Annotated in this window: 12 protein-coding genes; all 12 read right to left on the bottom strand. The window is 69.9% G+C overall.

Annotation, left to right across the window (positions count from 1 at the left end; genetic code table 11):
- Nucleotides 1–1,191: 2Fe-2S iron-sulfur cluster-binding protein (locus KBX34_RS23855; RefSeq protein WP_210927020.1), on the bottom strand; the 1,191-nt coding region annotated here is incomplete at its 3' end.
- Complete coding sequence (nuoF, locus tag KBX34_RS23850) at nucleotides 1,191–2,507, bottom strand: NADH-quinone oxidoreductase subunit NuoF (protein ID WP_210792571.1); 1,317 nt, start codon at nucleotides 2,505–2,507, stop codon at nucleotides 1,191–1,193. The genes KBX34_RS23855 and nuoF, both read right to left, overlap by 1 nt.
- Nucleotides 2,504–3,691 carry an NADH-quinone oxidoreductase subunit NuoE gene (gene nuoE / locus KBX34_RS23845; protein WP_210927018.1) on the bottom strand — a complete coding sequence of 396 codons (1,188 nt, stop codon included), beginning with the start codon at nucleotides 3,689–3,691 and terminating at the stop codon, nucleotides 2,504–2,506. The genes nuoF and nuoE overlap by 4 nt, the downstream gene beginning before the upstream one ends.
- On the bottom strand, nucleotides 3,688–5,013 hold the full coding sequence (locus KBX34_RS23840; RefSeq protein WP_141907602.1) for an NADH-quinone oxidoreductase subunit D: 1,326 nt from the start codon (nucleotides 5,011–5,013) through the stop codon (nucleotides 3,688–3,690). Before KBX34_RS23840 ends, nuoE begins: the two co-directional genes overlap by 4 nt.
- Nucleotides 5,010–5,747 carry an NADH-quinone oxidoreductase subunit C gene (locus tag KBX34_RS23835; protein WP_099849906.1) on the bottom strand — a complete coding sequence of 246 codons (738 nt, stop codon included), beginning with the start codon at nucleotides 5,745–5,747 and terminating at the stop codon, nucleotides 5,010–5,012. Before KBX34_RS23835 ends, KBX34_RS23840 begins: the two co-directional genes overlap by 4 nt.
- On the bottom strand, nucleotides 5,744–6,421 hold the full coding sequence (locus tag KBX34_RS23830) for an NADH-quinone oxidoreductase subunit B family protein (RefSeq protein WP_124821345.1): 678 nt from the start codon (nucleotides 6,419–6,421) through the stop codon (nucleotides 5,744–5,746). Before KBX34_RS23830 ends, KBX34_RS23835 begins: the two co-directional genes overlap by 4 nt.
- Before the next feature lie 14 nt (nucleotides 6,422–6,435).
- Nucleotides 6,436–6,801, bottom strand: a complete 366-nt coding sequence (locus KBX34_RS23825) for an NADH-quinone oxidoreductase subunit A (protein ID WP_007454588.1) — start codon at nucleotides 6,799–6,801, stop codon at nucleotides 6,436–6,438.
- A 135-nt stretch (nucleotides 6,802–6,936) separates the two neighbouring features.
- Nucleotides 6,937–8,214, bottom strand: coding sequence for a geranylgeranyl reductase family protein (locus tag KBX34_RS23820; protein WP_088951125.1), 1,278 nt, complete (start codon nucleotides 8,212–8,214; stop codon nucleotides 6,937–6,939).
- Between the two features lie 139 nt (nucleotides 8,215–8,353).
- The gene (locus KBX34_RS23815) at nucleotides 8,354–8,578 is read right to left on the bottom strand and encodes a hypothetical protein (protein WP_088951124.1); all 225 of its coding nucleotides are present in this window, start codon (nucleotides 8,576–8,578) and stop codon (nucleotides 8,354–8,356) included.
- Nucleotides 8,579–8,665: 87 nt separating this feature from the next.
- Nucleotides 8,666–9,376 carry a demethylmenaquinone methyltransferase gene (locus KBX34_RS23810; RefSeq protein WP_088951123.1) on the bottom strand — a complete coding sequence of 237 codons (711 nt, stop codon included), beginning with the start codon at nucleotides 9,374–9,376 and terminating at the stop codon, nucleotides 8,666–8,668.
- A 165-nt stretch (nucleotides 9,377–9,541) separates the two neighbouring features.
- On the bottom strand, nucleotides 9,542–10,822 hold the full coding sequence (locus KBX34_RS23805; protein ID WP_210792573.1) for a cell wall anchor protein: 1,281 nt from the start codon (nucleotides 10,820–10,822) through the stop codon (nucleotides 9,542–9,544).
- Nucleotides 10,823–11,242: 420 nt separating this feature from the next.
- Complete coding sequence (gene mqnC, locus KBX34_RS23800; protein ID WP_088951121.1) at nucleotides 11,243–12,433, bottom strand: cyclic dehypoxanthinyl futalosine synthase; 1,191 nt, start codon at nucleotides 12,431–12,433, stop codon at nucleotides 11,243–11,245.
- Between the last annotated feature and the right edge of the window lie 19 nt (nucleotides 12,434–12,452).

Genomic DNA, 12,452 nt, shown 5'->3' with positions numbered 1-12,452 from the left:
CGCGTTCTCCACGTCGGTGTAGGTGACGTCGGTGACCCCGGCGACCGAGCTGGCCAGGAAGTCGGCCTCCTCGCGGGAGACCGGCCGGGCCCGGAAGTCGATGTCGTTGGTGGTAAGGGCGACCCGGGCGAACTTCGCGTACGCGTACGCGTCCTCGACGGTCAGCCGGCCGCCGGTGAGCACCGCCGTGCCCTGCCCGCTCTCCCGAGCAGTGTGCAGGCCCTCGGCGGCCACGGTGAGCGCCTCGCTCCAGGACGCCTCGCGCAGCTCACCGGTGTGCTCGTCGCGGACCAGCGGGGTGGTCAACCGGTCGGCGGCCCGGGTGTACTGGAAACCCCACCGGCCCTTGTCGCAGTTCCACTCCTCGTTGACCTGCGGCTCGTCGCCGGCCAGCCGGCGCAGCACCTTGCCGCGCCGCCAGTCGGTGCGCTGCCCGCAGCCGGCCGAGCAGTGCTCACAGACGCTCGGGCTCGACACCAGGTCGAACGGGCGGGCCCGGAAGCGGTACTGCGCACCGGTCAGCGCGCCAACCGGGCAGATCTGCACGGTGTTGCCGGAGAAGTAGGAGTTGAACGGGACGTCACCGGCGTCGCCCTCTTCGCCGTACGCGTCGTCCCGGTAGATGTTGATCTCCTCGGCGGACGACCGGCCCATCAGGTCGATGAACTTGTCGCCGGCGATCTCCTCGGAGAACCGGGTGCACCGCTGACAGAGCACGCACCGCTCGCGGTCCAGCAGCACCTGGCTGCTGATCGCCATCGGCTTCTCGTACTCCCGCTTGTGCTCGTGGAAGCGCGAGTCGGTGCGGCCGGTGGACATCGCCTGGTTCTGGAGCGGGCACTCACCGCCCTTGTCACACATCGGGCAGTCCAGCGGGTGGTTGAGCAGCAGCAGCTCCATCACCCCCTCCTGCGCCTTCTTGGCCACCGGGGAGGTGATCTGCGTACGCACGACCATGCCGTCGGCGACGGCCTGGGTGCAGGAGGCCACCGGCTTGCGCTGGCCCTCCACCTCGACCAGGCACTGCCGGCACGCGCCGGCCGGGGCCAGCAGCGGGTGGTCGCAGAACCGGGGGATCTCGGTGCCCATCTGCTCGGCGACCCGGATCAGCAACGTCCCCTTGGGGGCGGTGACCTCGACGCCGTCGATGGTGAGCGTGACGGTCTCGGTCTGCTTGGCTACGTCGGTCATCAGTGCGCCCCTACCAGGGTCTTCTCCGACAGCTTGGGTGCGGTCCGACCCTCGATGTAGTCGAGGTAGTCCTGCTTGAAGTACTTCAGTGACGAGGTCACCGAGCTGGTCGCGCCGTCACCCAGGCCGCAGAACGAGCGGCCGAGGATGTTGTCGCAGGTGTCCAGCAGGGTGTCCAGGTCTTCGTGGGTGCCAAGACCTGCGAGGATCCGCCGGTAGACCCGAACCATCCAGTAGTTGCCCTCGCGGCACGGGGTGCACTTGCCGCACGACTCGTGGTGGTAGAACTCCAGCCACCGGTACGTCGCGTAGACCGGGCAGTCCTGGTCGGAGAAGATCTGGGTGGCCGTGGTGCCCAGGATCGAGCCGGCCGCCGCCACCCCCTCGAAGTCCAGTGGCACGTCCAGGTGCTCGGCGGCGAGCAGCGGGGTGGACGAGCCGCCCGGGGTCCAGAACCGCAGGTTGTGCCCCGGCTGCATGCCACCGGCGAGCTCCAGCAGCTCGCGCAGCGTGACACCCATCGAGCACTCGTACTGGCCCGGGTTGACGATCCGACCGGACAGCGAATAGATCATCGGCCCGGAGGACTTCTCGGTGCCCATGCTCTTCCACCAGTCGGCCCCGCCGAGCACGATCGGCGGCACGCTGGCGATGGTGCCGACGTTGTTCACCACCGTCGGGCTCGCGTACAGGCCGTGGGTGGCCGGGAACGGCGGGCGCAGCCGGGGCTGCCCCCGGAAGCCTTCCAGCGAGTCCAGCAGCGCCGTCTCCTCGCCGCAGATGTACGCCCCGGCGCCGGAGTGCACCACCAGCTCCAGGTCGTAGCCGCTGCGCAGGATGTTCCGGCCGAGGTAGCCCTTGTCGTACGCCTCCTGGACCGCGTTGCGCAGCCGACGCGCGGCGTGCACCGCCTCGCCCCGGATGTAGATGTAGGCGCGGTTGGCCCGGATCGCGTACGACGCGATGATCACGCCCTCGACCAGCGCGTGCGGGTCGTGGGTCATCAGCGGCAGGTCCTTGCAGGTGCCCGGCTCGCCCTCGTCGGCGTTGACCACCAGGTAGTGCGGCTTGCCGTCGCCCTGCGGGATGAAGCCCCACTTGAGACCGGTGGGGAAGCCGGCGCCACCCCGGCCGCGCAGCCCCGAGTCCTTGATCAGCTGGATCAGGTCGTCCGGGTGGGCCTTGAGCGCCTTGCGCAGTGCGGCGTAGCCGTCCAGTTGCTCGTACGTGCCGATACGCCAGGCGTCCGGCGACAGCCAGCGCTTGGTCAGCACCGGCGTCAGCTTGGCCACGGTCTCCGGGCGGGGAGTGGTCACTTCTGGGCCCCCGTTTCGTTCGCGTCCGCCGGTCCGGCGCCGTCGGCGTCCGTGCCAGCCTTCGCTTCGGTGAGGTTGCGCTCCTGCGCCCCGGCCTCGTCGCCGGCGGGCTTGCCGTCACCGGCCGGCGCGTTGGCCGCCACACCGGCGGCCTCGGCCGACCGTGCGTCGCCAGCCTCGGGCGCGGTGCCGGTGCCGTCCGTCGGGACCTTGGTGCCAGGGGCGTCCGGCACCGCCGTGCCCGCGTCCGGCTGCCGGGTCTCGGCGGTACGCACCTGCGGCGACTTGTCGTCCGGTGCCTTGACGTCCCGGGTGGTGCTGCCACTGGCCTCCGCCGGCCCAGTGGCGTCCGCCGGCTTCGCCGGCTCGCCGACCCCGGCCGCCCCCGTCGGGGCGGACGCCCCGTCGCCACCCTTGACCGGTGCCGCGCTGGCCTCGACGGGCGCCGGCTTGGCGGCCTCCGCCTTCGCCTTCGCCTCAGCGGCGGCCTTGTCGGCCTCGGCCTTGCTGCGGATCGGGGTGTTCGGGTCGAAGCCCGGCACCGAGACGCCGTGCTCCTGCGCCAGCCGCAGCCCGCGCAGGGTGGGCTCACCCGGCCCACCGTCGGCGACCGCGCCCTCGCGCTCGTCGGCGAAACCGGCGAGCTGCACCGCCATTTCCTTGAGGGTGCAGAGCCGGGCACCGCGGGTCGGCATCGGCCGCCCGCCCGCCCGCAGCTCGTCGACGACACCGACCGCCGTGGACGCGTCCACGCCGTCGAAGAAGTCGTAGTTGACAGTCATCACCGGGCCGTAGTCGCACGCCGCCAGGCACTCGGCGTGCTCCAGCGTGATCGTGCCGTCGGCGGTCGTCTCGTCGTGCCCGACGCCCAGGTGCTCGGACAGGGTGTCGTAGACCTCCTGGCCACCGAGCACGTTGCACATGGTGTTGGTGCAGACGCTGACCAGGAAGTCACCGGTCGGCTTGCGCTTGTACATCGTGTAGAAGGTCGCCACCGCGCCGACCTGGGCCTTGTTCAGCCCCAGGACCTCGGCGCAGAACGTGACCCCGGCCGGGGAGACGTACCCCTCCTCGGCCTGCACCAGGTGCAGCAGCGGCAGCAACGCCGAGCGGGACCGGTCCGCCGGGTAGCGGGCGATGATCTCGCGCGCCCGCTCCCGGGTCTCGTCAGTGAAAACACTCATCGGTCACAACCACCCATCACCGGGTCCAACGAGGCGCCGCCGGCGATCACGTCGGCGATCAGACCGCCCTCGGCCATCGCCGGGAGGGCCTGGAGGTTGACGAAGCTGGGCTCGCGGTAGTGCACCCGGTACGGCCGGGTGCCACCGTCGGAGACCGCGTGCACGCCCAACTCGCCCCGGGGAGCCTCGATCGCGACGTACACCTGGCCCGGCGGAACCCGGAAGCCCTCGGTCACAAGCTTGAAGTGGTGGATCAGCGACTCCATCGACTGACCCATGATCTTCGCTACGTGCTCCAGCGAGTTGCCCATGCCGTCCACGCCGATGGCCAGCTGCGCCGGCCAGGCGATCTTGCGGTCGGCGACCATCACCGGACCCGGGCGGAGCCGGTCCAGGGCCTGCTCGACCAGCTTCATCGACTCCCGGATCTCGGCGAGCCGGACCTGGTAGCGGCCCCACACGTCACCGTCGGGGTGGGTCGGCACGTCGAACTCGTAGTTCTCGTAACCGCAGTACGGCATGGTCTTGCGCAGGTCCCAGGCGAGACCGGCGGAGCGCAGCACCGGCCCGGTGATGCCGAGGGCCACGCAGCCGGTCACGTCCAGCACCGCGACGTTCTTCGTCCGCTCGGTCCAGATCGGCTGGCCGGAGAGCAGGTCCTCGTACTCCTTGAGCTTCTTCGGCATCATCTTGAGGAACTCGCGGATCTTGACGATCGCCTCGTCCGGCACGTCCTGCGCCACACCGCCCGGCCGGACGTACGCGTGGTTCATCCGCAGACCGGTGATGGTCTCGAAAATGTCGAGGATGTACTCCCGCTCGCGGAAGCCGTACAGCATGATCGAGATCGCGCCCAGCTCCATGCCGGTGGTGGCCAGCCAGACCAGGTGCGACGAGATCCGGTTGAGCTCCATCATCAGCACGCGGATGGTGGTGGCCCGCTCGGTGATGTCGTCGGTGATGCCGAGCAGCTTCTCGACGGCGAGGGCGTACGCCGTCTCGTTGAAGATCGGGGCGAGGTAGTCCATCCGGGTCACGAACGTCGAGCCCTGAACCCAGTTGCGGTATTCGAGGTTCTTCTCGATGCCGGTGTGCAGGTAGCCGACGACGGAACGGGCCTCGCGGACCGTCTCGCCCTCCAGCTCCAGGATCAGCCGCAGCACCCCGTGCGTGGACGGGTGCTGCGGACCCATGTTGACGACGATCCGCTCGTCGTTGATCGGGTCGGTGCCCGAGACGATGGTGTCCCAGTCCCCACCGGTGACGGTGAAGACCCGACCCTCGTCGGTCTCGCGCTCGCTGGCGTAGTTCGACGTCGTCACTGGTACGACCTCCGCTCGTTCGGCGGCTGGATCTCCGCGCCCTTGTACTCGACGGGCACACCGCCGAGCGGGTAGTCCTTGCGCTGCGGGTGGCCCTCCCAGTCGTCCGGCATGAGGATCCTGGTCAGGTTGGGGTGGCCGTCGAAGACGATGCCGAACATGTCGTACGCCTCGCGCTCCTGCCAGTCCGCCGTCGGGTAGATGGCGGTCACGCTGGGCAGGTGCGGGGCCTCGACGGAGACCGCGGCCTCCAGCCGGACCCGCCGGCGGTACGTCATCGAGGTGAGCAGGTAGACCACGTGCAGCCGCCGCTCGTCGGCGCCCAGGTAGTCCGCGCCGGACACCGACGAACAAAGCTCGAACCGCAGCGCCAGGTCGTCGCGCATCACCTGGCAGACCTCGGCGATCCGTTCCGGGCGGATGTGCAGCGTCAGCTCACCCCGGTCGACCACGACCTTCTCGATCGCGTCGCCGAAGGCCGGGTAGGCCTCCTCCAACGCGTCGCGGACCTCGTCGAAGTAGCTCCCGTACGGACGGGACGCCTCCTCGATGGGCTGGCGCTGGCGGACCAGGCCGCCGTAGCCGGACACGTCGCCGGTGCCCTGGTTGCCGAACATCCCGCGCCCGGCCGGGCTGGCCGGCGGGAACTCGGCGGGGGCACCACTGGTGGCGCCTGCCGGCACCACCGGCAGCGGTACGCCGCCGTCGTTGGGCTTGTCCGTGGGTGAGGTCATTTGGGGCCTGCCTGCGGGTGGAGGTGGTTCTGAGCGTTCATCCAGTTCTCGATCCGCAACTGCTCCTCGCGGCCCTCGCGGACCGCCCGTGTCCACTCGGCACGCCGGGCCTTGTCGCTGCGGTACGAGGAGGGCATGGAGCCGTAGGGCACGATCGGAACGTCGCCGCGCTCCTGGCGGGCAGCCAGCATCTTGCGGCCGTTCGGGCCCAGCGGCTCATACATGATCTTCTCGCGGAGCTTGAGGATCGCGTCGATGAGCATCTCCGGCCGGGGCGGGCAGCCCGGCAGGTACATGTCGACCGGCACCACGTGGTCGACGCCCTGCACGATCGCGTAGTTGTTGAACATGCCGCCGCTGCTGGCGCAGACGCCCATCGAGAGCACCCAGCGGGGCTCGGCCATCTGGTCGTAGATCTGGCGCAGAACCGGGGCCATCTTCTGACTCACGCGGCCGGCCACGATCATCAGGTCGGCCTGCCGGGGCGACGCCCGGAAGACCTCCATGCCCCAGCGGCCCATGTCGTAGTGCGGACCACCGGCTGCCATCATCTCGATGGCGCAGCAGGCCAGGCCGAAGGTAGCGCCCCACACGGACGACTTCCGGGACCAGTTGACCAGCTTCTCCACCGAGGTGAGCAGGACGCCGGCGGGAAGCTTCTCCTCGATGCCCATCTGACGTTCCTTCCTCAGTCCCAGTCCAGGCCGCCGCGCCGCCACACGTAGGCGTACGCAACGAAGACCGCGACGATGAACAGGACCATCTCCACGAAGCCGAAGATCGGCAGAGCGTCGAACGAGACCGCCCAGGGGTAGAGGAAGATGATCTCGATGTCGAAGACGATGAAGAGCATCGCCGTCAGGTAGAACTTGATCGGGAACCGGCCGCCGCCGACCGGCTGCGGGCTGGGCTCGATGCCGCACTCGTAAGCCTCGAGTTTGGCCTTGTTGTAGCGACGGGGACCCGCGAAGCGGGCGGCGCCGACGGAAAACAGCGAGAACGCCGCGGCGAGGGCGAACAGCCCGATGATCGGTGCGTAAGGCGAGAGCGACATCGTTTTCTCCTGCTCGTCCTTCCCTGCCCTCGGTGCTTGACGAAAATCACACTATTCACGTCCCTCGCAGTGGCAGTCGGCGGGGGTCGATCTTTGTCGGCGTCGGGGCTGTGACCAGCACCGATGCCGTCCTACTTATACGGCTGGAGCTGCCTTCGTCATCGCGTTGATGACCCGGTCCATCGCATCCCCGCCACGCGGGTCGGTCAGGTTGGCCAACAGCTTGAGGACGAAACGCATCAGCGTCGGGTGCGGCATGCCGTGTTTGGTGGCGATCCGCATGATCTCCGGGCGGCCGATCAGTTTCACGAAGATGCCGCCCAACCGGTAGTAACCGCCGAGTCGGGCCTTCAGCTCGTTCGGGTACGCCATCAGCGCCCGCTCCCGCTCCGGGCCGGCCGGCCGGGCCAGGGCCTGGACGATGGCCTCCGCGGCCAGTTCGCCGGACTCCATCGCGTACGCGATGCCTTCGCCGTTGAACGGGTTGACCATGCCGCCCGAGTCACCGACCAGCAGCACGCCACGGGTGTAGTGCGGCACCCGGTTGAAGCCCATCGGCAGCGCGGCGCCGAGGATCGGGCCGTCGGCGTTGGTCTCGTCGGTCATCCCCCAGTCCTCGGGGGTGTTGGCGAGCCAGTCGGTGAGCAGCCGGCGGTAGTTGGTCTTGCCGAACGCCGAGGACGAGTTGAGCACGCCGAGACCGACGTTGACCCGACCGTCACCCAGGCCGAAGATCCAGCCGTACCCGGGCAGCAGGTTGTCGCCGCTGTCCTTGCTGCGCAACTCCAGCCAGGACTCCAGGTAGTTGTCGTCGTGCTTGGCCGGCGAGCGGTAGTAGCGGCGGACGGCCACGCCGATCGGCCGGTCCTCCCGCTTGGCCAGCCCGAGCGCGAGCGGGAAGCGGCCGGAGACCCCGTCCGCCGCGACGACCAGCGGGGCGTGGAAGGTGGTCGGCTCCTTGCCCGGCCCGACCTCCGCCTCGACGCCGGTGACCCGGCCGTCGCCGTCGAGCACCGGGCCCAGCACGTTGACGTTGGTCCGCAGCTTGGCACCGGCGGCCACCGCCTGCCGTGCGAGCAGGTCGTCGAAGTCCAGTCTCGTACGCACCAGGCCGTAGTTGGGGAAGCTCGCGAGCTCCGGCCAGTCCAGTTCCAGGCGCACCCCGCCACCGATGACGCGCAGGCCGCGGTTGTGCAGCCAGCCCGCCTCGGGCGAGGTGTCCACACCCATCCGGATGAGCTGACGGACGGCGCGCGGGGTCAACCCGTCGCCGCAGACCTTCTCCCGCGGGAACTCGGTCTTCTCCAACAACAGCACCCGTACGCCGTGCCGGGCCAGGTGGTACGCAGTAGCTGATCCACCGGGACCGGCGCCCACGACAATGACGTCGGCGTCGTGTTCCACCGGGGTCATTCGCGCCTCCTCCCGCACGCTCGTGAAATGCTTCACAAGCCAGACGGGACGAGTGTATGACCGGCGTCATACCAGCGCAGGATCAGGGGTACCTAACTCGCCGATGTGACAGTCCCCGACCGTCCACAGCAGTCAGGTGTCAGGCCGAGCTGGAGGCGTCCAGCCCCGCATCGACCCGGATTGTCTCGGGCAGATGCTCACGGAGCGCGCCACCCGCCGCCCGGTCCAGTGCCGCCAACACCTCGGCGACCACCAGCCGGACCTCCACCGGGTCGGCTCCGGCCAACGCGCGCAACTGCGCGATGAGTTCGGCCGCGTCGTCGTCGGTGGCGGCCACCGGGTCCGCCGGGTCTGCTCCGGTCATGCGATCGAGCGTACGGGGCAAAGTGGACTAAAGACCGATATTCACGAAACCTGAATAATGTCCGTGCCGTCCCGTGTCGATCGCGGACTACTCGCGGATGCCCCGATGCAGGGCAACCACACCACCGGTCAGGTTGCGCCACGCCACTCGTCCCCACCCGGCTGCGGCGATTCGCCCGGCAAGCGCGGCCTGCGCCGGCCAGGCCCGGACCGACTCGGCGAGATAGACGTACGCCTCGGGGTTGCTCGACACCGCTCGGGCGACCACCGGCAGCGACCGCATCAGGTACGACAGGTAGACCGTCCGGAAGGCCGGGTTGACCGGGGTGCTGAACTCGCAGACCACAAGTCGCCCGCCCGGCCGGGTGACCCGGGCCAGCTCACGCAGGGCCGCGTCGGTGTCGTTGACGTTGCGCAGCGCGAAGGAGATGGTCACCGCGTCGAAGCTGGCGTCGGCGAACGGCAACCGCAGCGCGTCGCCGGCCAGCAGCGGCACCTCGGGGCGGGCCCGCTTGCCGGCGTACAGCATGCCCAACGACAGGTCGGCGCCCACCGCGTACGCCCCGGACTGCGCCAGCTCCCGCGTCGAGACGCCGGTGCCCGCGCCCACGTCCAGCACCCGCTCACCCGGCCGCAGCCCCAGCGCCGCCCGGGTGGAGCGACGCCACGAGCGATCCTGACCCAGCGAGATCACCGTGTTGGTCAGGTCGTAACGCTCCGCCACGCCGTCGAACATCGCGGCGACCTCGTGCGGCTGCTTGTCCAGACTGGCTCGCTGGCCCTGCGGGGTACGGCTCACCCCTCCACTCTGCCAGCCGGCCGACGAGCGCCGCCAGCTGGGTGCGGTGCCGTCGCACGGGTACGCGAAAGGGCGGGGTGGTCGCCCACCCCGCCCTCGCGTCGTGCCAGGTCCGCCGCCGTTGCGCCTCGTGTCGAAGCGCCTCGGGTCAGCGGCGCGGTGTCATCAGTCGGTCGACTTCTCGTCGCCCGGAGCGACCAGGACGACCTTGCGCCGACGGGAGAGCACCAGCAGCGCCCCGCCCACGAGCAGGATGATCGCGCCGATGCCGCCGATCAGGCCGACCTGCACACCGGTCACCGGCAACCCACCACCGCCGGCGCCACCGCCACCGGCGGCCGGCGACGTGGTCGTGCCGGGCGTCGTCGTGCCGCTCGGGCTCGGCGTGCCGTCCGGCGTCGGCGTGGCGGTGGGCGTCGGGGTCGCGGTGGGCGTCGGCGTGGGGGTCGGGGACGGCTGGGTGGTCAGGTCGACGAAGACGTCGAAGATCGCCTGGTTGTCACCCTCGTCGACCTCGGTGAAGGCCTTCCGCTGGGCGCTGGTCGCCGGCTCCGGCTCCTCCTCGGGCTGGCCCGTCGCCGCGTCCAGACCATGCGCGACCAGCTCACCAACGCGCAGCACCGGCTCGGTGACGTTCGTGCCGACCGTCACCTTGATGTCCGCCGTGTAGTACTCACCGGGCTTGATCACCGCGCCGTCGTCCTGGCAGAGCGCCTGGGCGACGCCGCCGAAGGTCTGCGCGACGCAGGTGTCCGGCAGGGTGGCGAAGGTGACCCCGGCCGGGAGCGTGAGCACGTAGGACAGGCCGGTGGCCTTGCGGCTGCCGTCGTTGTAGACCGCCCAGTCCAGTGGCACCGTCTCGCCGCGCCGGACCGGCCTGAGGTCGGGGTCGTCGCCCTGGACGCCGTTCACCACCACGTTCGCGTTGACGTCCTGCACCCAGCTGGTCAGGTCGTAGCCGGGCTTCGCGACGGTGATGTCGTGCTCGACCGTGTTGTCCTCGCGGTTGGGGTCGGCGGTGGCCGATTTGATGGTGACCACCAGCGTGCCGGCCTCACCGCGGCCACCGGTGGAGAAGAGCGGGATGCCGAAGTCTTCGCTGGTGCCGGCGGCCACGTCGCCGAGCTGGCAGGTGAAGGTCCTGCCCTTCACCTGGCAACCGTCGGGCACCAAGACCCCGACCCGGCCCTTGCGCAGGTTGCTGGTGTCCACGGTGTAGCTGACGCCCTTGGCGGCGACCGTGCTCCGGGTGTTGTCGACCAGGAACTTGAACGGCTTGGCCTTGGCCGCCTTGACGCCCTTGGCCAGCTCGTAGCTGAGCGGCACCAGCGCCAGGTCGGCCTGGTCGGCGGCCTGCGCCGGGGCGGCCACGGTGGCCAGGCCACCTGCCGCGAGCAGAGCCACAACGCCGGCGCGCGCCAGGGCCGAGCGGTGGAACGCTGTCATCAGTCCCCCGGGGGTAGGGAAGAAGAATGGTTGCGGAACGGAGCGGACGCTATCGAAGGTCGATCTCTTACGCCAGCTGGGGAGGGCGTTTTCATCCATCCGGCCCGAGCTGGGCAGACGGTACGGGCGGGATGGTCACCCATCCCGCCCGTACCGCCGTGCGTTATATGAACGACCCTCAGCGGGCCGATGGAGGACAGCCCACGGCCATCAGACCATCCGCCACCAGCACGGTCGCGCCGTTCTCGGCGGCCGACTGTGGCAACGGATACGAGGCGCGACGCTAGCCGTCGACGATCATCTCCACCACCCCCGCGACGAACAGCCTGACGCTGCGGCGACGGGGACCACCCGTACCGCCGACCCGACCAGGCGAGAGCATGAGCCTCGGTCAGCCGAACGGCCGGACGCCGATCCGCGTCAGTTGACCTCGACCAGCGGCAGGGATTTGCCCGCCCCGCCACCGGGCAGCGCGATCGAGGAGAAGTGTGAGACCACCCGCTCGTCGGTCGGGTCGTCGGCCGGCGTGTGGTGCACGGCGAGCCGGTTGTAGAGGGTGTCCCGCTGCGCGGGGATCCGGTCCGCCGAGCGGATCATGCCGATCAGCTCGTGCAGGTTGGAGCGGTGCCGGGCACCGGCGGAGGAGATGACGTTCTCCTCCAGCATGATCGAGCCGAGGTCGTCCACGCCCATGTGCAGCGAGAGCTGCCCGACGTCCTTGCCCGTGGTCAGCCAGGACGCCTGGAGGTGCGGCACGGTCTCGAAGAAGAGCCGGGCCACCGCGACCAGCCGCAGGTATTCCAGCGTGGTCGCCTGGGTGCGGCCCTTGAGGTGGTTGTTCTCCGGCTGGTACGTCCACGGAATGAAGGACCGGAAACCGCCGGTGCGGTCCTGCACGTCACGGATCATGCGCAGGTGCTCGATCCGCTCGGCGTGCGTCTCACCGGTGCCCATCATCATGGTGGCGGTCGACTCGATGCCCTGCCGGTGGGCCAGCTCCATGACCTCCAGCCAGCGCTCGCCCGACTCCTTGAGCGGCGCGATGGCCTTTCGCGGCCGCTCCGGCAGCATCTCCGCGCCGGCGCCGGCGATCGAGTCCAGACCGGCCGTCTTGATCCGGGCGATCGCCTCGTCCAGGCTCACACCGGAGACCTTCGCCATGTGCAGGATCTCGCTGGGGCCGATCGAGTGGATGACCAGCTGCGGGTATGCCTGCTTGACCGAGGAGAACAACTCCTCGTAGTACTCCACGCCATAGTCCGGGTGGTGCCCGCCCTGGAGCATCACCTGGGTCGCGCCCAGCTCGACCGCTTCGCCGCACCGGCGCAGGATCTCCTCGGTCGGGTGGGTCCACCCTTCCTTGTGCTTGGGAGCGCGGTAGAACGCGCAGAACTTGCACGCCGTCACGCAGACGTTCGTGTAGTTGATGTTGCGGTCGATCAGGTACGTGACGACGTTGTCCGGGTAGCGCCGCCGGCGCACCGCGTCCGCCGCCTCGCCCAACGCGTGGAAGGGCGCCTCGGTGTAGAGCAGCAGCGCCTCCTCGGGCGTGATCCGCCCGCCGTCCGCGCCACGCTGCAGGATGTCGTCGATCTCCCGGCTCACCGTCACACCCCGAGCCTACGTCGCC

Source organism: Micromonospora sp. M61 (assembly GCF_018070245.1).
GTDB classification, from domain to species: Bacteria; Actinomycetota; Actinomycetes; order Mycobacteriales; family Micromonosporaceae; genus Micromonospora; species Micromonospora zamorensis.
Note: the sequence above shows the minus strand (reverse complement) of the source record. Positions and strands in the feature narration are given on the sequence as shown.